This window comes from Pseudomonas sp. DWP3-1-3b3 (assembly GCF_049896305.1).
Lineage (GTDB): Bacteria > Pseudomonadota > Gammaproteobacteria > Pseudomonadales > Pseudomonadaceae > Aquipseudomonas > Aquipseudomonas azotoformans_A.
In genome coordinates this window covers 732,921-756,326 of record NZ_JAFCUA010000002.1, presented here as the reverse complement: position 1 = coordinate 756,326, position 23,406 = coordinate 732,921, and the positions used below count along the sequence as shown (strand labels likewise).

Annotated in this window: 22 protein-coding genes; 11 read left to right on the top strand and 11 right to left on the bottom strand. The window is 60.7% G+C overall.

What is annotated here, in order from left to right; translation table 11 throughout:
* The first annotated feature begins 60 nt into the window (after positions 1-60).
* From ACP7BX_RS09880 to ACP7BX_RS09845, 8 genes are all read left to right on the top strand, one after another.
* A complete protein-coding gene (locus ACP7BX_RS09880; protein ID WP_033901535.1) occupies positions 61-828 on the top strand; it encodes a TerC family protein in 768 nt (255 codons plus the stop codon).
* A 211-nt stretch (positions 829-1,039) separates the two neighbouring features.
* Positions 1,040-2,698, top strand: coding sequence for a Na/Pi cotransporter family protein (locus ACP7BX_RS09875; protein ID WP_314527358.1), 1,659 nt, complete (start codon positions 1,040-1,042; stop codon positions 2,696-2,698).
* Positions 2,699-2,755: 57 nt separating this feature from the next.
* A complete protein-coding gene (locus ACP7BX_RS09870) occupies positions 2,756-4,138 on the top strand; it encodes a M16 family metallopeptidase (RefSeq protein ID WP_426126859.1) in 1,383 nt (460 codons plus the stop codon).
* Between the two features lie 72 nt (positions 4,139-4,210).
* Positions 4,211-5,242, top strand: a complete 1,032-nt coding sequence (locus ACP7BX_RS09865) for a DUF5924 family protein (protein ID WP_033901538.1) — start codon at positions 4,211-4,213, stop codon at positions 5,240-5,242.
* 54 nt (positions 5,243-5,296) lie between these two features.
* On the top strand, positions 5,297-6,445 hold the full coding sequence (locus ACP7BX_RS09860) for an ABC transporter permease (RefSeq protein WP_033901539.1): 1,149 nt from the start codon (positions 5,297-5,299) through the stop codon (positions 6,443-6,445).
* Complete coding sequence (locus tag ACP7BX_RS09855; RefSeq protein ID WP_177112225.1) at positions 6,442-7,245, top strand: ABC transporter ATP-binding protein; 804 nt, start codon at positions 6,442-6,444, stop codon at positions 7,243-7,245. Before ACP7BX_RS09860 ends, ACP7BX_RS09855 begins: the two co-directional genes overlap by 4 nt.
* 1 nt (position 7,246) lies before the next feature.
* Positions 7,247-8,185, top strand: a complete 939-nt coding sequence (locus ACP7BX_RS09850; RefSeq protein ID WP_177112226.1) for an MlaD family protein — start codon at positions 7,247-7,249, stop codon at positions 8,183-8,185.
* Positions 8,182-8,793: an ABC-type transport auxiliary lipoprotein family protein gene (locus tag ACP7BX_RS09845; RefSeq protein WP_426126862.1), complete on the top strand. Its 612-nt coding sequence runs from the start codon at positions 8,182-8,184 to the stop codon at positions 8,791-8,793. Before ACP7BX_RS09850 ends, ACP7BX_RS09845 begins: the two co-directional genes overlap by 4 nt.
* A gap of 93 nt (positions 8,794-8,886) precedes the next feature.
* Here ACP7BX_RS09845 and ACP7BX_RS09840 read toward each other — a convergent pair whose 3' ends face one another.
* The 5 genes from ACP7BX_RS09840 to ACP7BX_RS09820 all read right to left on the bottom strand — a co-directional run bounded on the left by ACP7BX_RS09840 (position 8,887) and on the right by ACP7BX_RS09820 (position 13,263).
* A complete protein-coding gene (locus tag ACP7BX_RS09840; RefSeq protein WP_016978801.1) occupies positions 8,887-10,116 on the bottom strand; it encodes a nucleoside recognition domain-containing protein in 1,230 nt (409 codons plus the stop codon).
* Positions 10,117-10,214: 98 nt separating this feature from the next.
* Entirely contained in the window at positions 10,215-11,546 is a 1,332-nt protein-coding gene (gene gltP, locus ACP7BX_RS09835; protein WP_016978800.1) for a glutamate/aspartate:proton symporter GltP, read from the bottom strand.
* Between the two features lie 720 nt (positions 11,547-12,266).
* Complete coding sequence (locus ACP7BX_RS09830) at positions 12,267-12,734, bottom strand: inhibitor of vertebrate lysozyme family protein (RefSeq protein ID WP_426126864.1); 468 nt, start codon at positions 12,732-12,734, stop codon at positions 12,267-12,269.
* 2 nt (positions 12,735-12,736) lie between these two features.
* The gene (locus ACP7BX_RS09825) at positions 12,737-12,901 is read right to left on the bottom strand and encodes a DUF1328 domain-containing protein (RefSeq protein WP_003170804.1); all 165 of its coding nucleotides are present in this window, start codon (positions 12,899-12,901) and stop codon (positions 12,737-12,739) included.
* Between the two features lie 77 nt (positions 12,902-12,978).
* Positions 12,979-13,263 carry a hypothetical protein gene (locus ACP7BX_RS09820; protein WP_426126866.1) on the bottom strand — a complete coding sequence of 95 codons (285 nt, stop codon included), beginning with the start codon at positions 13,261-13,263 and terminating at the stop codon, positions 12,979-12,981.
* Positions 13,264-13,642: 379 nt separating this feature from the next.
* Between ACP7BX_RS09820 and algB the strand changes: the two genes are divergently transcribed.
* Positions 13,643-14,989, top strand: a complete 1,347-nt coding sequence (algB, locus tag ACP7BX_RS09815; RefSeq protein ID WP_016978797.1) for a sigma-54-dependent response regulator transcription factor AlgB — start codon at positions 13,643-13,645, stop codon at positions 14,987-14,989.
* 10 nt (positions 14,990-14,999) lie between these two features.
* Positions 15,000-16,787, top strand: a complete 1,788-nt coding sequence (locus ACP7BX_RS09810; protein ID WP_426126868.1) for a KinB sensor domain-containing domain — start codon at positions 15,000-15,002, stop codon at positions 16,785-16,787.
* On the opposite strand, the gene ACP7BX_RS09805 is transcribed toward ACP7BX_RS09810, so the two are convergent.
* From ACP7BX_RS09805 to ACP7BX_RS09780, 6 genes are all read right to left on the bottom strand, one after another.
* On the bottom strand, positions 16,784-17,560 hold the full coding sequence (locus tag ACP7BX_RS09805; protein ID WP_028618655.1) for an N-acetylmuramoyl-L-alanine amidase: 777 nt from the start codon (positions 17,558-17,560) through the stop codon (positions 16,784-16,786). The two genes, ACP7BX_RS09810 and ACP7BX_RS09805, sit on opposite strands and share 4 nt — an antisense overlap.
* Before the next feature lie 88 nt (positions 17,561-17,648).
* Positions 17,649-19,697, bottom strand: a complete 2,049-nt coding sequence (locus tag ACP7BX_RS09800; RefSeq protein WP_426126870.1) for a diguanylate cyclase — start codon at positions 19,695-19,697, stop codon at positions 17,649-17,651.
* On the bottom strand, positions 19,694-20,572 hold the full coding sequence (locus tag ACP7BX_RS09795) for an endonuclease/exonuclease/phosphatase family protein (protein ID WP_033899255.1): 879 nt from the start codon (positions 20,570-20,572) through the stop codon (positions 19,694-19,696). The genes ACP7BX_RS09800 and ACP7BX_RS09795 overlap by 4 nt, the downstream gene beginning before the upstream one ends.
* A 10-nt stretch (positions 20,573-20,582) precedes the next feature.
* Complete coding sequence (gene dsbA, locus ACP7BX_RS09790) at positions 20,583-21,218, bottom strand: thiol:disulfide interchange protein DsbA (protein ID WP_033899253.1); 636 nt, start codon at positions 21,216-21,218, stop codon at positions 20,583-20,585.
* A gap of 168 nt (positions 21,219-21,386) precedes the next feature.
* Positions 21,387-21,998 carry a c-type cytochrome gene (locus tag ACP7BX_RS09785; protein ID WP_016978792.1) on the bottom strand — a complete coding sequence of 204 codons (612 nt, stop codon included), beginning with the start codon at positions 21,996-21,998 and terminating at the stop codon, positions 21,387-21,389.
* Positions 21,999-22,032: 34 nt separating this feature from the next.
* Positions 22,033-22,335: a c-type cytochrome gene (locus ACP7BX_RS09780; RefSeq protein WP_033899251.1), complete on the bottom strand. Its 303-nt coding sequence runs from the start codon at positions 22,333-22,335 to the stop codon at positions 22,033-22,035.
* Positions 22,336-22,527: 192 nt separating this feature from the next.
* Here ACP7BX_RS09780 and yihA point away from each other — a divergent pair, with 192 nt between their 5' ends.
* Positions 22,528-23,169, top strand: a complete 642-nt coding sequence (gene yihA / locus ACP7BX_RS09775) for a ribosome biogenesis GTP-binding protein YihA/YsxC (protein ID WP_010207832.1) — start codon at positions 22,528-22,530, stop codon at positions 23,167-23,169.
* Positions 23,170-23,406 lie beyond the last annotated feature (237 nt).

Sequence of the window (23,406 nt, the reverse complement as noted above, 5' to 3'; positions counted from 1 at the left end):
CCAACTCAACCGCGCGGCGCTGCAGCTTGCGCGGTTTAACACTTGCTCAAAGGAATACACATGGAATGGCTGACCAATCCGGAGATCTGGATTGCCTTCTTCACCCTGACGGCCCTCGAGATCGTCCTGGGCATCGATAACATCATCATGATTTCGATCCTGGTCAGCCGCATGCCCAAGCATATGCAGGCGCGCACCCGGATCTTCGGCCTGGCGCTGGCCATGGTCACGCGCATCCTGCTGCTGCTGTCGATCACCTGGGTGATGCAACTGACCGCCGATCTGTTTGTGGTCTTCGGCCAAGGCATTTCCGGTCGCGACCTGATCCTGTTCTTCGGTGGCCTGTTCCTGCTGTGGAAAAGCTCCCAGGAGATGTACCACGCGCTGGAAGGTGAAGACGAAACCCACGAAGAGCCAGGCGGCAAGGGTGGCAAGTTCATCTACACCATCGTGCAGATCGCCATCATCGACATCGTGTTCTCCCTGGACTCGGTCATCACCGCTGTCGGCATGGTGTCCCATGTCCCGGTCATGGTCGCGGCGATTGTCGTGGCGGTATTGGTGATGATGCTGGCAGCCGGCACCATCAGCGAATTCATCGACAAGCACCCGTCGCTGAAAATGCTGGCGTTGTCGTTCCTGCTGGTGGTGGGTACCGTGCTGATCGCCGAATCCTTCGATGTGCACGTGCCAAAAGGCTACGTCTACTTCGCCATGGCGTTCTCGCTGGCGGTGGAAGCGGTGAACATCAAGATGCGCACCGCCATCGCGAAAAAGAAAAAACAGCAGGACCCGGTGAAACTGCGCAAAGACATTCCGGGTCAATAAACCCGAGCCAGACCAAAAGGGGCTTTTATAAGCCCCTTTTTTGCATCCGCAAAAAGCTGATTTCATGACAGTTTTGTTTCAATCCCCACTTTAGCTATGCGATGCTGGCGCAGAGCCCATTCGCCAACTACAGCTTAACGACAAGACGTAGAACGGCACGCGGCAAACTTCCTACGCTCCTTTTGGAGCGCACCCACACGGGGGGCCGAGCATGCTGACCTTGCTCAATCTGCTTTCCGCCGTGACCCTGCTGATCTGGGGCACGCACATCGTCCGTACCGGCATCCTGCGGGTCTACGGTTCCAACTTGCGCCAAGTCATCGGGCAGAACATGTCCAAGCGCTGGCTGGCGTTTATCGCCGGTATCCTGGTGACGGCCATGGTGCAGAGCAGCAACGCCACGGCGATGCTGGTGACCTCCTTTGTCGGCCAGGGCCTGATGGGGCTGATGCCCGCCCTGGCGACCATGCTCGGCGCCGATGTCGGTACGGCATTGATGGCGCGGGTGCTGACGTTCGATTTGTCTTGGCTGTCGCCGCTGCTGATTTTTCTCGGGGTGATTTTCTTCCTGTCGCGCAAACAAACGCGGGCAGGGCAGTTGGGCCGCGTGGGGATCGGCCTCGGGCTGATCATCCTCGCGCTGCAACTGATCGTCGAAGCCGCCGGGCCGATCACCCATGCCCAAGGCGTGAAAGTGTTGTTCGCATCGTTGACCGGCGACATCTTGCTCGACGCCCTGGTCGGCGCCTTGTTCGCGATGATTTCCTACTCCAGCCTGGCCGCCGTCCTACTTACCGCGACTCTGGCCGGCGCCGGTGTGATCGGCTTGCACGTGGCCATCGGCCTGGTGATCGGCGCCAACATCGGCAGCGGCGTGTTGGCCTTCCTCAGTACCAGCATGCAGAACGCGGCCGGGCGCCAGGTCGCGCTGGGCAGCCTGTTGTACAAATTGATCGGCCTGTTGCTGATCATTCCTGTGCTGGACCCGCTGGTGCTATGGATGGATGGCTTGGACTACAGCGCCCAAGGCATGGTCATCACCTTCCACCTGCTCTACAACGTCAGCCGTTGCCTGATCCTGTTGCCCACCATCGGCCCGATGGCAAAACTATGCGCCTGGCTGCTGCCCGAGCGTGAAGAGGTCAACGGCAAAGCCAAGCCGCGCCATCTGGACCTGACGGCACTCAGCACCCCAAGCCTGGCCCTGGCCAACGCCGCCCGTGAAACCCTGCGCCTGGGCGACCTGATCGACAACATGCTCACCGCCATGCAGGAAGTGCTGCGCGGCAAACAGACCGCCGTCACCCAGGAAATCCGCAGCCTCAGCGATGATGTCGAGTCGCTGTACAGCGCGATCAAGCTCTACCTGGCGCAAATGCCCCGCGAAGACCTCAGTGAACAGGACAGCCGCCGCTGGGCCGAGATCATTGAGCTGTCGATCAACCTGAAACTGGCCGGCGACCTGATCGAACGCATGCTGCGCAAAGTTCAGCAGCAGAAAACTTCCCAGCGTCGCCAATTCTCCGAAGTGGGCCTGGAAGAACTCACCGGCCTGCACAGCCAGTTGATCGCCAACCTGCGCCTGGGCCTGTCGGTATTTCTCAGCGCCGACCCGGAAAGCGCCCGCCAATTACTGCGCGAGAAACGCCGCTTCCGCGCCCAGGAACGCCGCCTGGCCCACGCGCACGTGAGTCGCCTGCAGAGAAAAATCGTACAGAGTCTGGAGACCAGCTCCCTACACCTGGAGCTGATTGCGGACATGAAACGCCTCAACTCGTTGTTTTGCAGCAGTGCTTATGTAGTGTTGGAAACGTCCGACACCGGCGCGCTCTCCGCCGAAGATATTGCCGACATCACACATTCGCCCTGAACGGACTATGGCCCGTGAAGTCAGTTAAAACTGACCTCACTCGCCAGGAAGCTTGTTATGCGTCGCCTGTTGTTCGCCTGTCTGCTCATGGGTTCTGCCCATGCCTTTGCCTTTGACCGCCTGCAAGTCGAGGGCTACACCTTGCCCAATGGCCTGCAATTGCTGCTCAAGCCGGGCACCGAACGTGGGCATGTGGCGATCCGCCTGGTGGTGGGCGTGGGCCTGGATGACTTCAGTTGCGAGGACAAAGAGCTGCCGCACCTGCTGGAACACTTGCTGTTCAGCGGCATCGACGGCGGCGGTGAGGCTGAACTGGAAGACCGCATGCAAGCCCTGGGCGGCGAGTGGAATGCCTATACCAGCAACGCCGACACCACCTTCGTGATCGAGGCGCCCGCGCAAAACCAGCGCAAGGTGCTGGACCTGCTGCTGGCGATCCTCACCCGCACCGAATTGACCGACGCCAATATCGACGCGGCCAAGCGAGTGGTGGAGCGCGAAGACGGCGGCCATTATTCACACCTGCAACGCCTGCTGGACCGCCAGGACCTGGGCCACACCGCCAGCAATCAACTGGCCGTCGAGCTGGGCCTCAAGTGCGCCGAGCGCGCCGAGGTCGATCACCTGACCCGCGAGCAGTTGGAGGGCCTGCGCAAAAACTGGTATGCCCCTAACAACATGACCCTGATCATCGTCGGCGACCTCGACAAACTGCTGCCGGCCTATCTGGAGCGCACCTATGGCCAGCTCGACCCGGTCGACCCCACGGAGCACCCGGCCCTCCCGGAAATCCAGCACGCCGCCGCCAGCCATCGCGAACTGATCCACGGCTGGGTCGGCGACGGCGCCAAGCTGCACTGGTTGTTCCCTGAACCTGTGCTGGACGACGGCCATGACGAGACCTACGACCTGCTCAAGGACTACCTCGACTGGGCGCTGTACCGCCAACTGCGCCTCACGCACGGTTTGTCCTACGGCCCGTGGAGCGAGCGCGAAGTGCTTGGCGGCGTCGGGTTTCTCAGCCTGAATGCCGACTTGGAGCGGGACAACCTGCCAGAAGCCGAACAGGTACTCCAGGACCTCAGGGCGCAGTTGCTCAAAGACGGTCTCGACCCGGCGGTGTTCGCCCGCCTGCAACAGGCCGCCGTCGCCCGTCAGGCCTGGGCCGTGCAGGGCAACAGCGCATTGGCCGACTATTACTGGAGCGCTTCCGGTGACTACAACAATGGCCACTTCAACGACCCGGTCAAACGCATCAAGGCCGTGAGCCTGGACCAGACCAACCAGGCCCTGCGCCAAGTGTTCAAACAGCCAGGCTACTGGCGCATCGAGAAACCGCTGCTCAGTTACGACATGCTCAGTTGGATCGGCGCCGGTCTACTCGGTCTGATTGCGATTGTGTTGATCGGTGTGCGGCGTTATCGCAAACGGATCGCGTAATGACGCAACGGACGACGGGCTAAGACGTTATTCTGTTTGGGATTTTTTCCTACAAAGACTGCGAACCGCCGAATGCAAAACCTGACCCGCTTGATCACCCGCGTCCTCGAACTGATGAAGCGTTACCCAGGGGTGATTGCACTCGGCGGCTTCATCTCGGGTGTGTGCAGTTTCATCCTGGTGGACCGCCAACAGGGTATGGCCAGTTGGATTGCAGTGATCATGCTGGTGAGCTGGCTGTGGCTGATGCTGGAAAACAGCTTCACCCAGCTGTTCACCAAGGTTTTCAAGCGCGAGATCCCCGAACCGTTGCTGCGCTACGCGACCCAGATGATCCACCAGGAAAGCCTGTTCTTTGTGTTGCCGTTCTTTTTCATCACCACGGCATGGAACAGCGGCCAATCGGTGTTCACTGGCCTGCTCGGCGCGGCGGCGCTGGTGTCGATCGTCGACCCGCTGTACTACAAATGGCTGGCGCCCAAACGCTCACTGTTCCTTGCGCTGCACACCTTCACCTTGTTCGCTGCGTTGCTCACTGCGCTGCCGATCATCTTGCACCTGACCACGGCCGAGAGTTACAAACTCGCCTTGGGCGTGGCCATGGCGTTGTCGATTCCGAGCTTGGCCGTAAGTATGCCGCTGCGCAGTGTCAAAGGCTGGGCGATGTTACTCGGGGTCACGGCCGCCATTGGGTGCGCCGGGTGGTTCCTGCGCAGTTGGGTGCCGCCGGCCACTTTGTGGATGACCGAAGTCGCCATCAGCACACAGCTGCAAGACCGCACGCCGGGCGACGACCTCAAGGAAGTCACCGCCGCCCAACTGCGCAGCGGCGGGCTGTACGCCTACACCGCGATCAACGCGCCGCGTGGGTTGGATGAGCGCATTTACCATGTGTGGCAATTCAACGGCAAAGAAGTCGACCGCATCGCCCTGGACATTCATGGCGGACGCAAAGAGGGCTACCGCGCCTGGACCCACAAGCAGAACTTCCCTGGTGATGCCGTGGGCCGCTGGCAGGTACGCGTACTGACCGAAGACGGGCAGGTGATCGGCGTATTGCGCTTCAAAGTGACGGACTCAGCACAAACGGACAACCCAAAGTAGGCAGGTTCGTGCTATTACGTAGGAATTGTGGATAGCCAAACAAGCTCGGAGCTTATGACCCCCCCTACGACGGCCGGTGCAGCCCACCTCGACACGTCCACCACCCCGCCACAGCTGAGGATTACGGGGGACTGGACGCTTGCCCACTATGCCAACCTGAAGAAGCTGTCGGACAAGCTCGACGGCCAATACGACGCTGGCGCGCGCATCGACCTCAACGGCCTCGGCGCCCTGGATACCGCCGGCGCCTCGTTGCTGGTGGAGTTGCTGGGGCCAAGCCGCATCGAGCAATCCGCCGAACAGACCGATTGCAGCCTGTCGGCCGCCGACCGCGCCCTGCTCAAGACCGTCTACCGCTCCCTGAATGATTTTTGCGTGCCGGAAAAAGCCCCGGAAGAAGCGGCGGGCATTCAGGTGCTGGCGCGCATCGGCCGGGCGGTGGATACCGTCTGGCAGGACACCCAGAAACTGCTGGGCTTTATCGGCCTGATTCTCGAAACCTTTGCCCGTGGCATTTTCCGCCCAAAGCGCTGGCGCGTGACGCCGATGGTTGCGCATCTTGAACAGGTCGGTCTGGATGCCGCGCCAATCGTGGCCTTGCTGACCTTCCTGGTCGGTGCAGTGGTGGCCTTTCTTGGGGCCACGGTGCTCAAGAGTTTCGGCGCGACGATCTTCACGGTGGACCTGGTGGCGTTCTCTTTCCTGCGGGAATTCGGCGTCTTGCTGACCGCCATCCTGATCGCCGGCCGCACCGCCAGCGCCTTTACCGCGCAGATAGGCTCGATGAAGGCCAACGAAGAAATCGACGCGATCCGCACGCTGGGCCTGGATCCGATGGAATTGCTGGTGCTGCCTCGCGTGCTGGCATTGCTGGTGGCGCTGCCGATGCTGACCTTCCTGGCGATGCTCTCGGGCATCGTCGGCGGCGGCGTGGTGTGCGCCGTGGCCCTGGATATTTCGCCGGCAATGTTCCTGTCGCTGCTGCAATCGGACATTGGCGTGCAGCATTTTCTGGTGGGCATGGTGAAGGCGCCGGTTTTTGCGTTCCTGATCGCCGCCATTGGCTGCCTGGAGGGTTTCAAGGTCAGCGGCAGTGCCGAGTCGGTCGGCGCCCACACGACCTCCAGCGTGGTGCAATCGATCTTTGTGGTGATCGTGCTGGATGCGGTCGCCGCGTTGTTCTTCATGGAGATGGGCTGGTGAGTCGTCAACACCGAGCGCCCGCCGAGGCGGTGATTGAAGTGCGCGGCCTGTGCAATCGCTTTGGCAGCCAGAGCGTGCACGAGAACCTCGACCTGGACTTGTACAAAGGCGAGATCCTCGCGGTGGTCGGCGGCTCCGGCAGCGGCAAGTCAGTGCTGCTGCGCAGCATCGTCGGCCTGCGTCGACCCAGCGAAGGCGAAGTGCGGGTGTTCGGCAAGAACCTGCCGGGCCTGCCGGAACATGAGCGCTCCCTGGTGGAACGGCGCTTCGGCGTGCTGTTCCAGAAGGGCGCGCTGTTTTCTTCGCTGACCGTGACCGAAAACGTCGCGCTGCCGTTGATCGAGCACGCCGGCCTCAGCCGCCGCGACGCCGAGCATCTGGCCGCCGTGAAACTGGCCCTGGCCGGGCTGCCGCTGTCGGCCGCCGACAAGTACCCGGCGTCACTGTCCGGCGGCATGATCAAGCGTGCTGCCCTGGCCCGCGCCCTGGCGCTGGACCCGGACATCCTGTTCCTCGACGAACCCACCGCCGGCCTCGACCCGATTGGCGCGGCGCAATTCGACCAACTGATCCTGACCCTGCGCGATGCGCTGGGCCTGAGCGTGTTCCTGGTCACCCACGACCTGGACACGCTGTACACCATCACCGACCGCGTGGCGGTGCTGGCGCAGAAGAAAGTGCTGGTGGCCGATGCCATTGATGTCGTCTCGGAAACGGACGACGCATGGATCCACGAATATTTCCACGGCCCCCGTGGCCGCGCGGCATTGGATGCCGCTCAATCGCTTAACGAGGTATGACATGGAAACCCGAGCCCATCATGTGATGATCGGTCTGTTCAGCGTGATCGTGGTGGTCGGCGCCATGCTGTTCGGCCTGTGGCTGGCCAAGTCCAGCGTCGACAGCGCCTTCCAGGACTACGAAGTGATCTTCAACGAGGCGGTCAGCGGCCTGTCCCAGGGCAGTTCGGTGCAGTACAGCGGGATCAAGGTGGGCGATGTCATCAGCCTGAGCCTGGACCCCAACGACCCGCGCCGCGTGCTGGCACGTATCCGCCTGGCCGGGCAGACGCCGATCAAGGAAGACACCCAGGCCAAGCTGGCCCTGACCGGCATCACGGGCACCTCGATCATCCAGCTCAGTGGCGGCACCCCGCAGAGTCCCGAGCTCAAGGGCAAAGACGGTAACCTGCCACAGATCATCGCCTCGCCATCGCCCATCGCGCGCCTGCTGAACAACAGCAACGACCTGATGACCAGCATCAACCTGTTGCTGCACAACGCCAACCACATGTTCTCCCGCGAGAACGTCGAACGCCTGAGCAATACGTTGGACAACCTGCAGCAAACCACCGGCGCCATCGCCGACCAGCGCGGCGATATCAAGGTGGTGATGCAGCAACTGATGCAGGTGAGCAAACAGGCGAGCGCCGCCCTGGAACAGACCACCGTGCTGATGCGCAACGCCAACGGCTTGCTCAACGAACAAGGCAAGCAGGCCTTCGGCAGTGCCGAGCAGGCCATGAAATCCCTTGAACAAAGCACCGCGACCATCAACACCTTGTTGACCCAAAACAAGGACTCGGTGAACAGCGGCATGCAAGGCCTCAACGAACTGGCGCCGGCCGTGCGCGAACTGCGCGAAACCCTCGGTTCGCTGCGCGCCATCTCCCGCCGCCTGGAAGCCAACCCCAGCGGTTACCTGCTGGGCAGCGACAAGAACAAGGAGTTCACGCCATGAAGCGTGCTTACCAAATGATCGCCCCGGTGGCCTTGGCACTGGTGAGCGCGTGCTCGATCCTGCCCAAGGCCGACCCGTCGGATGTGTATCGCCTGGCCGCAGCGCAGAGCACCCACCAGGCCGCGCCGGTCAGTTGGTCACTGCGCGTGAACAAGCCGCAGACCAGCGAATTTCTCGACAGCCCGCGTATTGCCGTGGTGCCCCAAGGCGACCTGATCAGCAGTTATGCCAACTCGCGCTGGAGCGATCCGTCGCCAGTGCTGCTGCGCAACCGCTTCATGGATGGCTTCCAGCGCGATGGCCGGGTGACGCTGCTGAGCACCGACGATACCAATCTGCAGTCCGACTTTGAGCTGGGCGGGCAACTGCAGGCATTCCAGAGTGAATACCATGGCAGTGCGGTGGAGGTAGTGATTCGCCTGGATGCGCGGTTGGTGCGGGGGAGTGATCAGCGGATCGTTGCCAGCCGGCGGTTTGAGGTGAGGCAGCCGGTGGCAGATACCAAAGTGCCGGCGGTGGTGGCCGGGTTTGGGCAGGCGGGGGATCAGTTGAATAAACAGGTGGTGGACTGGGTGGTGCAGCAGGGCAATACAGCGCCGAAACGCTGAGGGCCTCTTCGCGGGCAAGCCCGATCCCACATTTTTGATTTGTAAACACCGTCAAATGTGGGAGCTGGCTTGCCTGCGATAGCAATTTAAGCCTCAGCCAAAGAACCAATAGCACACCGCAATCGCCGCCACGACACCGGCCAACTCCGCCAGCAACGCACACCCCACGGCATGCCTGGCGCGCTGTATCCCCACCGAGCCAAAGTACACCGCCAACACATAGAAGGTGGTCTCGGTACTGCCCTGGATCGTCGCCGCCACCAGCGCCGGGAAGCTGTCCACACCCTGGGTCTGCATGGTCTCGATCAGCATCGCCCGTGCGGCGCTGCCGGAGAACGGCTTGACCATCGCGGTCGGCAAGGCATCGACAAAGCGTGTGTCCATGCCGGTCCAGGCGACCACATGGCGAATGCCTTCCAGGCCGAAATCCAGGGCGCCAGACGCGCGCAACACGCCCACGGCACAGAGCATCGCCACCAGGTACGGCAGCAGGTTCTTCGCCACGTCAAAGCCTTCCTTGGCGCCTTCGACAAATGCCTCGTACACCTTGACCTTGCGCAACGCGCCGATCACCAGGAACAGCATGATCAAGCCGAACAGCGTGAGGTTGCCCAGGATCGACGACAGGCCAGCCAGCGCCGTCGCGGACAACGTGGCCAACAACGCCATGAAACCGCCCAACACCAGTGCACCCGGAATCAAATAGGCCAGCACCACCGGGTCCCAAAGCCGCAGGCGCTGCATGATCGCCACCGAGAGCAGGCCAACCAGGGTTGAGGCGCTGGTCGCCAGCAGGATCGGCAGGAACACCAGCGTCGGGTCCGCGGCGCCTTGCTGGGCGCGATACATGAAGATGGTCACGGGCAATAGCGTCAGCGAGGACGCGTTAAGCACCAGAAACAGGATCTGCGCGTTACTCGCGGTGTTGGGAATCGGGTTGAGTTCCTGCAGCGCCTTCATCGCTTTCAAGCCGATGGGGGTCGCCGCGTTATCCAGGCCCAGGCCGTTGGCCGCGAAGTTGAGGGTGATCAAGCCGATGGCAGGGTGCCCGGCGGGCACTTCCGGCATCAGGCGGCGGAACAGCGGGCCGAGGGCCTTGGCCAGCCAATCGACGATCCCGGCCTTCTCGGCAATGCGCAAGAAACCCAGCCACAAAGTCAGGGTGCCGAACAGCAGCACCATCACTTCCACGGACAGCTTGGCCATGGCGAAAATGCTTTCGACCATCGCCGCGAAAATCCCGGCGTTACCGCCGACCAGCCATTGCGCCAGTGCCGACACCATTGCCACGACAAAGAAGCCAAGCCACAGGCCATTGAGCATCAGTTGAACCCCTCGAAGAATGGAGCGAATGATAGCGGGGCTGGCAGAAACGACAAACCCCGGAATGATCCGGGGTTTGTCTTAGAGCTGTAGTGCTATCAGCTGCGGGTCGCTTGGGCGGCCGGCGCGGCGTCCTTGCTGCGCCAGTGCGGCAGCGAGTTCCAGTAGCGCTCGCCCTTGGCGTCGTCGTACATGCCTTCCCAACGGGAGATGACCAGCACGGCCAGGGCGTTGCCGATCACGTTCAAGGCGGTACGCGCCATGTCCATGATGCGGTCGACACCGGCGATGAACGCCAGGCCTTCCAGCGGAATACCCACGCTGCCCAAGGTGGCCAGCAACACCACGAAGGATACGCCCGGCACGCCGGCGATGCCTTTGGAGGTGACCATCAGGGTCAGGACCAGCATCAACTGCTGGCCAACCGACAGGTCGATGCCATACAGCTGGGCAATGAAGATGGCCGCGATGCTCTGGTACAGGGTCGAACCGTCGAGGTTGAACGAGTAACCCGTCGGCACCACGAAGCTGCAGATGGCTTTCGGCGCGCCGTAGGCTTCCATCTTCTCGATCACGCGCGGCAGCACGGTTTCGGAGCTGGCGGTGGAGTAGGCCAGTACCAGCTCATCCTTGAAGATGCGGATCAGCTTGAGGATCGAGAAGCCAAACAGGCGAGCGATCAGGCCCAGTACCGCAAAGGCGAAGAACAGGATGGCGACGTAAACCAGGATCACCAGCTTGGCCAGCGGCAGCAAGGAGGCGAAGCCAAAGTTGGCGACGGTCACGGCGATCAGTGCGAATACGCCGATTGGGGCGTACTTCATGATCATGTGGGTGACTTTGAACATGCTCTCGGACACGCCCTGGAACATGGTCACCAGCGGCTCGCGCAGCTCAGGCTTGAGGCTCGACAAGCCCAGGCCGAACAGCACCGAGAAGAAGATGATCGGCAGCATTTCGCCGCGGGCGACAGCGGCGAAGATGTTCGACGGGATCAGGTTGAGGATGGTCTCGATGAACGCGTGCTCATGCTGCACTTCGGCGGCGGTGGCGGTGTACTTGGAGATGTCGACGGTACCCAGGGTACTCATGTCGATGCCAGCGCCTGGGTGGAACAGGTTGGCCAGCAACAGGCCGACCACGATGGCGATGGTGGTGACGATTTCGAAGTAAAGGATGGTTTTGACGCCGATACGCCCGAGTTTCTTCGCGTCACCGACCCCGGCAATGCCGACGATCAGCGAGGAGATCACAATCGGGATCACGATCATCTTGATCAGGCGGATAAAGATATCGCCCGCTGGCTGCAACACATTGCTGATCCACCAGGCCTTTTCAGCACTGAAATGGTTGAGCACTGCACCGATTGCGATCCCCAGCACCAAACCGATGAGGATCTGCCAGGCGAGGCTTAGCTTTGCCTTCTTCATGTCATTACCCTTACTTCAAGTGAACTTAAGGCAAATGCGCCAGCTGCAACGCTCGAGAGCGAAAAAGTGTGTGCATCTGCCTCCATGGAAGGTCACCGCAGCGTGGCCGAAATGGCTTACTGGCAGGCGAAAAAAGGCGCAACTATTCCCATGCAAGGGAGCGACGTCTAATGCCGTAAACGCCTACCCTATGCCGAATCGGCATGGCCTTTTTCTATAATAACTGTCCGAACGGTCAGTTCAAATGTGACATTTTGTCCGACAAATATGCCGTGAACCGGCCAAACCCGGCTCGCTCAGAGAATCAGGACGTCTGCGGTGAGCTGGCAGAAATGCCTGGGAATTCCGTTGTTTAGTGTCAGAAATGTCCTATGGATCCCACCAAAATTTATCGATGGATGGTCGACCGGACATACCAAGAAATGGTTCTGAACAAGCAGAAGGGAGATATTCGACTAAGGAAGGCATAACAAAAGAGCAATAAGCCCGCCGCAAGTTCAGCAAGCCATGAGCTTGTGAACCTGCGTCGCAGCTTTTCGCCTGACCCGGCCCTTGCGCAGGCACTCCCTGTACCCGTAGGTCACGCCGATCCCGATTGATCAGAGCAACCCGGCCCCTTGGTCATGCACCGCCCTTGGCGAGCGATGCAAACAGAAAGAAGCGATGGGGCTTCTTTCTATGGACGCAGGCTCCGCAGACGACAGAAGCGTCGGACGGAACCTAATACCAATTCGGATCTTTCTTCAGCTGCTCCATCAGCAACTTCTGCATGCCTTCATCCGGCTTACCGATAAAACGGTAATCGGCGTGCCGCGTTGGGGATTTGTCCGCCGGCAGACCGGCCGGGACTTCCACCAACATGGCGTAGGCATCTTCCTTGTCGAGGCTGAAGGCAACGATCAGGCGTTTGTTCAGGCACGTGTCAGCGGTTTCGCAGAGTGGCCCGACCAAATACTTGTCGCCATCTTCTTCCACGGCATTCATCTGTTCGGCTGTACCCGACAGGTTCATCACCCATTCCGGCAAGCGTTCTTCTTTCTTCACCACGCCTTGCCAGGTTTCGCGGTATTGCGGGTCCGCGCTGAGCAATTCGTTGGCCCGGGATTGGCCGTCGTTGGCGGCCATCGCCCAGCCGCTGCCGCCCAAGAGCAGGGCGGCAGCAATAGCTTTAAGGGACAAAGTGGTCATGTTCAGCCTCGGCCGCGACGACCAAAGAAGAAGGAAGCGATGAACATCACCAGGAAGACCACAAACAGAATTTTTGCGATACCCGTGGCGGTGCCCGCGATACCACCGAAGCCCAGGACTGCAGCCACAATGGCGATGATCAGAAATGTGATTGCCCAACTCAACATGGTGATTCTCCTTACGCTTTTATAGGGGTAACAGCGGTAGTGCCGTGCAACCGCTCAATACGAACGGCTGTTGTTGCCTAGAACACCCAACGCTCTTGGGATGGCAGTTCACTCAGGGCGGACTCCTGGTCAACCATCCGCAACTGCGGGGCTGTTGCATCGGCAGCAACACTGCCAACGGAACGGAAATGGGTCTGGGTCATGGACGGACGCTCAAACTGGGGGATCTGCTGCTGACTCTGCTGCCAATGTTGCAGCTGCTGGCCGCCAATCAGCGTGACCATCAGGGCCAGGCTGGCAAACAGGCCTTGTTGCAAGCGCAGTGGCGATACACGCAATTGGCTGAGGCTTTGGCGAGTCATGCTGCTGTTCTCCCGCATTCTGATTATTCGTTGGGAGAGATATTGCAGAGTGCATGCCAGCTTTTTTACAAAATAAAACTCAATAAAATCAATGAGTTGAATATTAACGATTGGGTTGACCCCCAGCATCCTGCACGATGCCCCCCTGAGCGCCGTGCGAAATGCACGATGGCCAGCGGTCGGATCAAGGGATAGAACACGGAATGAGTGTTGCCGAAGTGGCAAGACGGCATGAAAACGCCATCAGCCGGGGGCTTTGTAGGAAACGATGCAGATAGCTGCACGACGCTGCCTTTTATCGATCAGAATAAACCATGCAACTTGCCCGATTATTCCGGGACTAAACACCATCATTCATAGTTTAAGGAGCGCGGGACAGATGGAATCAGCCAAGGAACTTCAAGGCCGCATTCTTTTAGTGGATGACGAATCCGCGATCCTCCGCACCTTCCGTTATTGCCTGGAAGATGAGGGCTACACCGTAGCCACCGCAAACAGTGCCGCCCAGGCCGACGCCTTGATGCAGCGCCAGGTGTTCGACCTGTGCTTCCTCGACCTGCGCCTGGGCGAGGACAACGGCCTGGATGTACTGGCCCAGATGCGCATCCAGGCGCCTTGGATGCGTGTAGTGATCGTCACTGCTCATTCGGCAGTGGACACCGCCGTTGATGCGATCCAGGCCGGCGCTGCCGATTACCTGGTCAAGCCTTGCAGCCCTGATCAACTGCGCCTCGCCACCGCCAAGCAGCTGGAAGTGCGCCAACTCTCCGCGCGCCTCGAAGCCCTTGAAGGCGAAGTGCGCCAGCCAAAGGACGGCCTCGACTCCCACAGCCCGGCAATGATGGTGGTGCTGGAAACCGCGCGCCAGGTGGCCGGCACAGACGCCAACATCCTCATCCTGGGTGAATCCGGCACTGGTAAGGGCGAACTCGCCCGCGCCATTCACGGCTGGAGCAAGCGCTCGAAAAAGTCCTGCGTCACCATCAACTGCCCATCGCTGACGGCAGAACTGATGGAAAGCGAGTTGTTTGGTCATAGCCGCGGTGCGTTTACCGGCGCCAGCGAAAGTACCTTGGGCCGCGTTAACCAAGCGGACGGCGGAACGCTGTTTCTCGACGAAATCGGCGACTTTCCCCTCACGTTGCAACCCAAGTTGCTGCGTTTTATCCAAGACAAGGAATACGAGCGCGTCGGCGATCCGGTCACTCGACGTGCCGACGTACGCATCCTGGCCGCCACCAACCTGAACCTGGAAGACATGGTCCGCGACGGCCGCTTCCGCGAGGACTTGCTGTACCGCCTCAATGTGATCACCTTGCACCTGCCGCCGCTGCGCGAGCGCAGTGAAGATATCCTGACCCTGGCCGACCGCTTCCTGGCGCGCTTCGTCAAGGAATACGCCCGACCGGCGCGCGGCTTCAGCGATGAGGCGCGCGAAGCACTGCTGAACTACCGCTGGCCGGGCAATATCCGCGAACTGCGCAACGTCGTGGAGCGTGCCAGCATCATCTGCCCGCAAGAAAAGGTGGAGATCACCCACCTGGGAATGGCCGAACAGCCTGGCAACAACGCCCCACGCATCGGCGCGGCGCTGAGCCTGGATCAGTTGGAAAAAGCCCATATCGGCGCCGTGCTCGCCACCAGTGACACCTTGGATCAGGCAGCCCGCACCTTGGGCATCGACGCGTCGACCCTGTACCGCAAACGCAAACAGTACAACCTGTGAGCTGTACCTTATGAAGTTAGCGATGAAGCTGCGCACTCGGTTGTTTCTGAGTATCTCAGCGTTGATCACCGTAGCCCTGCTGGGTTTGATCCTGGGCCTGGTCAGCGTCATGCAAATGGCCAAGACCCAGGAATCCCTGATTCGCAGCAACTTCATTACGCTGGACCTTGGGCTCAAGCTGCGCCAGAGCCTGGGCGATCAATTGATCATGATGCTGGAGGAGCGCCCCGACCCCGAAGCGCTGCAAGCCTCCAAGCAACGCTACTTCGACCTGCTGGACCAGGGCATCGCCCATGAGCAGCGCGACGATCGCGGAACGGGGTTCAGTGAGGCCCGAGGCCAGTATCAGGATCTGCTGGACGCCTTTGACGAATCCCAGCAACCGATGCCACCTCCAGGCTCGAAGGAAAAGCTCACCGAAACCTTCAATACGTTGCGCAACGGCCTGATCAACGAACACAAGCAGGCGTTGGAGAACATCAGCAACAGCGAGCACAAATCACGTGAGCGCGCGTTGTTGATCGCCGGCTTGCTGGGCTTGGTGGGGCTTGCGGTGCTGATCATCGGGTTTGTCACCGCCCATGGCATTGCCCGGCGTTTCGGCGGGCCGATCGAAGCGCTGGCCAAAGCCGCCGACAAGATCGGCCAGGGTGATTTCGAAGTCACTCTGCCAATCTCGTCCGCAGCGGAAATGAACCAGTTGACCCGCCGCTTCGGCATCATGGCCGAAGCGTTGCGCCAGCATCAGGCAACTAATGTCGATGAACTGCTGGCCGGTCAACAGCGCCTGCAAGCCGTACTCGACAGCATCGACGATGGGCTGCTGATGATTGACCGCCAAGGCCGCCTGGAACACCTCAACCCTGTAGCGCAGCGCCAATTGGGCTGGGACGAGGAACGCCTTGGACAAGGCCTTGGCGAAGCACTCGTACGCCCCGAGCTGGACGAGCAACTGCAACTGGTCCTGCGCGGCGGCAATCTGGAGCGGGCGCCGGACGATCTGGAAGTGGAGGTCGAGGGTGAATTGCGCCTGCTGACCTACAGCCTGACCCCGGTCAGCCATACCCAGGGGCATATCCTCGGCGCAGTGATGGTGCTGCACGACGTCACCGAACAACGCGCCTTCGAGCGGGTGCGCAGCGAGTTCGTGTTACGCGCCTCCCATGAACTGCGCACGCCGGTGACCGGCATGCACATGGCCTTCGGGCTGTTTCGCGAGCGTGCGAAGTTCCCGGCAGAGTCCCGCGAAGCGGACCTGCTGGATACGGTCAATGAGGAAATGCAGCGCTTGATGCAGTTGATCAACGACCTGCTCAACTTCTCTCGCTACCAGAACGGCCTGCAGAAACTCACCTTGGGCCCGTGCGATGTAACTGACCTGCTGGAACATGCCCGTGCACGCTTCGTCGAGCCGGCCAAAGCGCAGAACATCGAGCTGCTGGTAGAAACGCAATCCGACCTGCCTCGGTTGTATGCGGACCAGGCACAGCTTGAACGGGTTCTGGACAACCTGCTGGGCAATGCCCTGCGCCACACGGCGGCTGGCGGGCAAATTCGCCTGCAGGCGCGTCGTCATGGCGAACGAGTGATTGTCAGTGTGGAAGATAACGGCGAAGGCATCGCCTATGGCCAGCAGGGACGGATCTTCGAACCCTTTGTCCAGGTGGGCCGCAAGAAAGGTGGCGCCGGCCTGGGGCTGGCGCTGTGCAAGGAGATCGTGCAACTGCACGGCGGCCGCATGGGCGTGTATTCGCGGCCGGGGCAGGGCACTCAGTTCTACATGGCGTTGCCGCTTTAAGTTCGGTTCAACGCGCGCAGGATTGCGGCACTTTCCGCATCCGGTGTGCCGTCAAAAAGCGACGGCCGGAAATGCATCTGGAACGCCGCAATGACATGGCGCGTAGCGACATCCAACTCACCGGTCTGGGGCGTCTGGTAACCCAGGCGGGCCAGTTCTTCCTGGAACCAGGTAATGCTTGGCAGTTCCGCCGCGTATTGCATCTGGAACCGCGCAACAGCCTGGGCATTCGGCCACACGCCCAACCCTTCATCGGCCAGGCGCTTCCAAGGGAACAGTGGGCCCGGGTCCAGCTTGCGCAGCGGTGCGATATCACTGTGGCCAATGATGTTCTTGGGGTCGATGCCGTTGCGCTTGCTGATGTCCTTGAGCAACACCACCAGGGATTTAACCTGCGCTTCGGAGTACGGGTACCACAAGCGACCGGTCGGGGTGTCCTTGTAGCCAGGGTTCACGATTTCGATGCCGATGGAGCTGGAGTTGAGCCAGGTACGGCCCATCCATTCGCTTTCGCCGGCATGCCAGGCGCGCTGGCTCTCATCCACCAGCTTGTAGATGGTGCCTGAGGCGTCGTCGCCGATCAGGTAATGGCTGCTGACCTGGCCGTGGGTAAGCAATGCCAGGGAGCGTTCAAGGTTGGTGGAGGTGTAGTGGACGATCACAAACTGCACGCGGTTGTCGTGATTCACCGACGGGTGGCTGGTGTCCAGGCGCGGGCCGCTGGCGCAACCTGCGAGGAGAAGAAACACAAAGGCGAAGTACAAGGATTTCATGGCGGAAGACATTACACTGAAGACGATAATGCAACAGTGTAACGTACCCTTTGTGACCCAACCGTCAAATTACAAAATGGAACATCTTTTAGGCGGCCTGCACCTGGTTCCGTCCCGCCGCCTTGGCTCGGTACAGCGCTTCATCGGCACGTTTGAGCGCCAGGTCACTGCGCTCCCCCGGCTGGAACTGCGCCACACCCATGGATACGGTGATGGTCACCGGCTCGCCCTTGAAGTGAAACGGGCACGCTTCAATCGCTGCGCGCAACACTTCGCCCGCTGCCAGCGCATCCGTCAGGGATGAGTTCGGCATCAACAATACAAACTCTTCGCCACCAAAGCGCGCGATAAAGTCGGTCGAGCGCAGACGCTTGCGCAGCACGTTGGCGATGATCTTCAGTACCTTGTCGCCCGCCAGGTGGCCGTAGCCATCGTTGATACGTTTGAAATGATCCAGGTCCAACATCGCCAGCGACAAGTTGTTGCCACGCTGGTGCCAGGTGTTGACCTCCTGATCCAGGCGTTCACTCCAGGCTGCGCGGTTGGGCAGCCCCGTGAGCGGATCGATCAAGGCTTTCTGGCGCTGCACCTCCAGGTGCTCCCGGTAGCCCTGGGCTTCCTGTTCCATATTGGCGACACGCTCAGCCAAGCCTTTCAGACGCGCTGCCGTTTCCTGCTCGCGCAGATCACGCTGCTGCTGGTGCTCGTCCATTGTGCCAAGCAGGCCTTCAAGGTGGCTTTCCAGCACGTGCTTGAGGCTGTCCAGGTCGGCAGCTTCCTGCACGCTGCTTTGCAGGCCATCGACCTGTTCGCGGATCTGCGTGTCCAGCTCGCGGGCGGCGGAACGGCTATCGGCATGGCCGTCGCTGGCGACCTGCAAGTGCCCCTGGAAGGCTTCAAGCCGCTCGTTGAGCTGCTTGAGATATGCCTCGAACTCATGCTGGCCGCTGTCGGTGATAGCCAGCATCAACACCGCCAGGTCATCCAGGATCGGCAGCAGTTCGTACCAGTTCAGCCCATGGGCCAGGCGCTCGCGCATGGCTTCGGCCTGGGGCCGGTGGCGCTCGGGCAGCGAGAGTTCTTCCAAGAGGCCGAGCAGGGTGTCTTCGATGTGCTTGGCCACAGAGCTGTAGGACGGCTCCGGGGAGTCGGGCAAGGCATAGGTGCCATCCGCTTGAAGTTCGTCGGGATCGGGCTCTTCGACCTCCAGCACCGGAGGAAGCGACAGACTGCCGATGACGGTCTCATCCGGCGCTTCGACCTGAACCTCAGGCGTTTCGATGAAGGCGGCGAGGGCGCTTTCCGGCGCAGGCTCTTCGACTTGAGGCTCGGGCTCGACCCGCGCTACGGGCGTTTCAAGGGGTGCGGCTTGAGGCGGGGCTTCGTAGACGAAGGTTTCGCTGGAGGGCTCGGCCAACTTGGCGGGCGCTACGGGCTCACTGACAGGGGCAAGCGTTTCTTGAGGCTGCGGCGCAAAGGCGCGCAACGCTTGCGTCAGTTCTTCGGATTGCTCGGGCGGCTGTGGCTCGGTAGCGACCGGCTTAGCCGGCGCAGGCTGCGGAGCCGGGCGGGGCGGCGCCTCGTTCTCCACCGCCTCGTTCGCGACGTCCTTGGCACCAAACAGGCGCTGCAAAAGCCCTGGCCCCGGACGCGGGGTTTCGCCGTCCGGCTCCAGGTTGTTCAGCGCCTGGCCTTGCAGGCCACTCAATTCGCTGAGCAGCAAGGGAATCTCGCGCGCCTGGCTGACTCGGCCGTCTAGCTGCTTGGCGAACGTCTTCAGCGGACGGGCCACCTCACGCGGTAGCGGCAGCTTTTGCAGTTGCGTGACCAGGGACGTCAGCGCGGTGCTGATCTGATCGACTCGGGTTTCACGGCGCTGCTCCGAATCCAGCACCGCCTTTTCCAGGCGCGGCAGCAAGGCGGCGAGGGCGGCGTCCATATCGTCGGTGCGAACAACGTCACGCATTTCCTTCATGCATTGGTCGACGGCGCGGTCAGTGCCTTCAGCGGCCAGGGTGCTGCGCACCAGCCCACGGCGCAGCAGGTCGAGGCGGGCGGCCCAACGGCGTTCGAGCTTTTCTTGTTGCTCGATGCTTTTAAGGTATTTTTCTTTCCAGCGCTGGGCGTCGTCGCTCATGCAAGGGGTCCGCGAGGGCCGGAACTCAACGCGGGTAATGCATCAGCCGTGAGCGAACCCGGCAGACGAATCTCTACCGCGACCGGCAGGTGATCGGAGATGGGCTGCGCCAGCACCTGCACACTTTCGAGTGTGAGGGTCGGACTGAGCAGGATATGGTCAAGACAGCGTTGCGGACGCCAGCTGGGGAACGTGGCTTCGGCTTGCGGCGCCAGTAGCCCGAGGTCGCGCAACGGAGAATTTTGCAGCAGGTCGCTGGCATGGGTGTTCATGTCCCCCATCAGCACCTGATGTTTGTAATTGCCAATCAGCTCTCGGATGTAGGCCAACTGCATCGTGCGGGTGCGGGCACCCAGCGCCAGGTGCATCATCACCACCACCAAGGCTTCCGGGCCTTCGCCAAACCGCACAAGGATCGCGCCCCGGCCCTTGGGACCTGGCAGCGGGTGGTCTTCGATGGCGGAGGGCTTCAAGCGGCTGAGCACGCCATTGCTGTGCTGCGCCAGGCGCCCGAGGTTGCGATTGAGTTGCTGGTACCAGTAGGGAAAGGCACCCAGCTGGGCCAGGTGTTCGACCTGGTTGATGTAACCGGAGCGCATGCTGCCGCCGTCGGCTTCCTGCAGGGCAACCAGGTCGAAGTCGTTCAACAGGTTGCCGATCTTCTGCAGGTTGCCGGCACGCCCGTTGTGGGGCAGCAGGTGCTGCCAGCCACGGGTGAGGTAATGCCGGTACTTCTCGGTACTGATGCCCACCTGGATATTGAAGCTCAGCAGGCGCAGGCGGCTGTCTGCCGGCAGGCCCGTGGATTCCAGGTGATGTTCGTTGACCTGCGGGTCATGCAGGCCAACCCCACGTTCGGTACCCCAGCGGCGCATGACGGGCCCCTTACTTGGCTGCGCGCTCTTTGGCGATCAGCTGGTCGGCAACATTGAGGGTCTGCTCAGGACCACCGGAGGTGCCCAGGTCGAAACGGTATTTGCCGTTGACGATCATGGTCGGAACGCCCTGCACGCCGTACTTCTGCGCCAGTTCTTTGGCCTGTTTGATCTGGCCCTGGATGGCGAAGGAGTTGAAGGTGGCCAGGAACTTGTCCTTGTCGACACCTTGGGTGGCCACGAAGTCAGCCATTTCGTCTGGCTTGGTCAGGCGCTTGCCTTGCTTCTGGATCGCGTCGAATACCGCGTTGTGGACCTTGTGCTCCACACCCATGGCTTCCAGGGTCAGGAACAGCTGGCCGTGGGCATCCCATGGGCCGCCGAACATGGCAGGGATGCGTTTGAAGTTGACGTCCTTGGGCAGTTTCTCAACCCATGGATTGATGGTCGGCTCAAAGGCGTAGCAATGCGGGCAGCCGTACCAGAACAGCTCTACCACTTCGATCTTGCCTGGCTCCGAAACTGGAACCGGGTTAGCCAATTCAACGTAGGTTTTACCGGCTTCAAGCGGCACGTCGGCAGCTTGTGCGGTCATGCCGAAGAGGCTGGCAGTGACGAGAGCGGCGCTGAGGATCAGATTACGCATGCTTTACTCCTGGACAAATAAAGTCGCCTCACGCGACCTTTGTTGTGACAGGTCTACGCGGGCATGAGTTCGTTAGTGTAACGGCACCGGCCACAAAAAAGGGCGGCCTGGGCCACCCTTTTTATGCTTGCATCGCGGGATTAATCGAGTGTTAACGTTGCGTGCACCTCAGTGCAGGCCCTGGATGTAGCTGGACACCGCCGCAATGTCTTCATCACTCAGCTTACGGGCGATGGTACGCATGATTGCCGCGTCGCCATCGTTGGCTCGCCCGGCCTCTTCCTTGCGGAAATCGGTCAACTGCTTGGCGATATAGGTCGCGTGCTGGCCGCTCAGGTGCGGGAAGCCGGCGGCGGCGATGCCCGCGCCATTGGGCGAGTGGCAACCGGTGCAGGCAGGCAGGCCTTTTTCCAGGTCGCCGCCGCGGAACAGCTTCTCGCCACGGGCCACCAGTTTCGGATCGGCAGCTCCCACACTGCCCTTCTGGCTGGCAAAATACGCCGCGATGTCTGCCAGGTCCTGATCGCTGAGGTTGGTCAACAAGCCGGTCATTTCCAGGACCGTGCGCTTGCCGGACTTGATATCCTGCATCTGCTTGGTCAGGTAACGCTCGCCCTGGCCGGCCAGTTTGGGGAAGTTCGGCGCCGGGCTGTTACCATCCGGTCCATGGCAAGCACCACACACGGCGGCTTTCGCCTGGCCCGCTGTAGCGTCGCCTGCAGCATGGGCAACACCGGTGATGCCCAAGGTCAACAGCAGACTCACGATCAGTTTGTTCATCAGCTAATCCAACTACGGCTAAGGGGTTTAAGAGTTATCTACCGGGTTTACTCACCATCAACTGAATGACGGCCTGGTAATCCTCAGTACTGCAGTCCATGCACAAACCACGCGGCGGCATTGCCTTGAAACCCTGGGTCACGTGTTGCACCAGCGTGTCCATGCCCTGCGCCAGTCTTGGCGCCCAGGCTGCCTGGTCACCCCGTCTGGGGGCGTTGGGCAACTGGCCGGCATGGCAAGCCACGCAAACTCGGTTGTACACCGCTTCCGGATCCTGTGTAGCCTGAGCGCCGTATAGCGGGACCAGGACACCGATAGCGAGCAACCACTTGGTCATACGTCGACCATTTCAGGGTTTGAGAGCGTTTTGCGTTCTAATGCGCAATAAAGGTCTATCGCTCCCGTGAACCTCATCCTTCGCTGGGACAAAGCACACACAAAATCTGCGGCATTATATACTGGCGCTACTGAAACGGAAACGACACCGCTTGCCGCACCCTTTTTCGGCACCGCCCACATCGGAAATCTCATGCAACTCAAGAATCCCATCCTCGGTCTGTGCCAACAGTCCACGTTCATGCTCAGCGCCGCCAAAGTTGACCAATGCCCCGATGACGAGGGCTTTGAAGTCGCCTTTGCCGGTCGCTCCAACGCTGGCAAGTCCAGCGCGCTGAACACCCTGACCCACGCCAGCCTGGCACGCACTTCGAAAACCCCGGGCCGCACGCAACTCCTCAATTTCTTCAAGCTAGACGATGATCGGCGTCTGGTCGACCTGCCGGGCTACGGATACGCAAAAGTCCCTATCCCGTTGAAGCTGCACTGGCAGCGTCACCTGGAGGCTTACCTGGGTGGCCGCGAGAGTTTGAAGGGTTTGATTCTGATGATGGATATCCGCCATCCGATGACTGACTTCGACCTGTTGATGCTCGACTGGGCGGTCGCCAGCGGCATGCCGATGCATATCCTGCTGACCAAGGCCGACAAGCTGACCTACGGCGCAGCCAAGAACACCCTGCTCAAAGTGCAGTCCGAAATCCGTAAAGGTTGGGGTGACGCGATCACCATCCAGCTGTTCTCGGCACCAAAACGCATGGGCCTGGAAGAGGCCTACACCGTGCTGGCAGGCTGGATGGAATTGGCCGACAAGGGCGCGGAACTGGCCGAGTAACTTTTCTGCAGGCAAAAAAAACCCCGGACTTCGTATGGGGAGGGGAAGTTCGGGGTTCAAGTTCCGGACCGCTAGGGCGGGGTCCAGATATCTGCCAACACTTAACACAACATAGGAGCATTGAAGGGCTTCACCACCCATTCAGTAACTCTGAGTAGCAGTTCACGGGTTAAGTTCCGGCAGGTTCGAAAAACTATTTGAAATAACCAACGGCGATTTCCGCACTAAAGCACTCTG

Excerpts from the sequence above, each read along its gene's own strand:
- ACP7BX_RS09880 (WP_033901535.1), top strand. The coding sequence starts at position 61 with ATGGAATGGCTGACCAATCCGGAGATCTGGATTGCCTTCTTCACCCTG.
- ACP7BX_RS09875 (WP_314527358.1), top strand. The coding sequence starts at position 1,040 with ATGCTGACCTTGCTCAATCTGCTTTCCGCCGTGACCCTGCTGATCTGG.
- ACP7BX_RS09870 (WP_426126859.1), top strand. The coding sequence starts at position 2,756 with ATGCGTCGCCTGTTGTTCGCCTGTCTGCTCATGGGTTCTGCCCATGCC.
- ACP7BX_RS09865 (WP_033901538.1), top strand. The coding sequence starts at position 4,211 with ATGCAAAACCTGACCCGCTTGATCACCCGCGTCCTCGAACTGATGAAG.
- ACP7BX_RS09860 (WP_033901539.1), top strand. The coding sequence starts at position 5,297 with ATGACCCCCCCTACGACGGCCGGTGCAGCCCACCTCGACACGTCCACC.
- ACP7BX_RS09850 (WP_177112226.1), top strand. The coding sequence starts at position 7,247 with ATGGAAACCCGAGCCCATCATGTGATGATCGGTCTGTTCAGCGTGATC.
- ACP7BX_RS09845 (WP_426126862.1), top strand. The coding sequence starts at position 8,182 with ATGAAGCGTGCTTACCAAATGATCGCCCCGGTGGCCTTGGCACTGGTG.
- ACP7BX_RS09840 (WP_016978801.1), bottom strand. The coding sequence starts at position 10,116 with ATGCTCAATGGCCTGTGGCTTGGCTTCTTTGTCGTGGCAATGGTGTCG.
- gltP (WP_016978800.1), bottom strand. The coding sequence starts at position 11,546 with ATGAAGAAGGCAAAGCTAAGCCTCGCCTGGCAGATCCTCATCGGTTTG.
- ACP7BX_RS09830 (WP_426126864.1), bottom strand. The coding sequence starts at position 12,734 with ATGACCACTTTGTCCCTTAAAGCTATTGCTGCCGCCCTGCTCTTGGGC.
- ACP7BX_RS09825 (WP_003170804.1), bottom strand. The coding sequence starts at position 12,901 with ATGTTGAGTTGGGCAATCACATTTCTGATCATCGCCATTGTGGCTGCA.
- ACP7BX_RS09820 (WP_426126866.1), bottom strand. The coding sequence starts at position 13,263 with ATGACTCGCCAAAGCCTCAGCCAATTGCGTGTATCGCCACTGCGCTTG.
- algB (WP_016978797.1), top strand. The coding sequence starts at position 13,643 with ATGGAATCAGCCAAGGAACTTCAAGGCCGCATTCTTTTAGTGGATGAC.
- ACP7BX_RS09810 (WP_426126868.1), top strand. The coding sequence starts at position 15,000 with ATGAAGTTAGCGATGAAGCTGCGCACTCGGTTGTTTCTGAGTATCTCA.
- ACP7BX_RS09805 (WP_028618655.1), bottom strand. The coding sequence starts at position 17,560 with ATGAAATCCTTGTACTTCGCCTTTGTGTTTCTTCTCCTCGCAGGTTGC.
- ACP7BX_RS09800 (WP_426126870.1), bottom strand. The coding sequence starts at position 19,697 with ATGAGCGACGACGCCCAGCGCTGGAAAGAAAAATACCTTAAAAGCATC.
- ACP7BX_RS09795 (WP_033899255.1), bottom strand. The coding sequence starts at position 20,572 with ATGCGCCGCTGGGGTACCGAACGTGGGGTTGGCCTGCATGACCCGCAG.
- dsbA (WP_033899253.1), bottom strand. The coding sequence starts at position 21,218 with ATGCGTAATCTGATCCTCAGCGCCGCTCTCGTCACTGCCAGCCTCTTC.
- ACP7BX_RS09785 (WP_016978792.1), bottom strand. The coding sequence starts at position 21,998 with ATGAACAAACTGATCGTGAGTCTGCTGTTGACCTTGGGCATCACCGGT.
- ACP7BX_RS09780 (WP_033899251.1), bottom strand. The coding sequence starts at position 22,335 with ATGACCAAGTGGTTGCTCGCTATCGGTGTCCTGGTCCCGCTATACGGC.
- yihA (WP_010207832.1), top strand. The coding sequence starts at position 22,528 with ATGCAACTCAAGAATCCCATCCTCGGTCTGTGCCAACAGTCCACGTTC.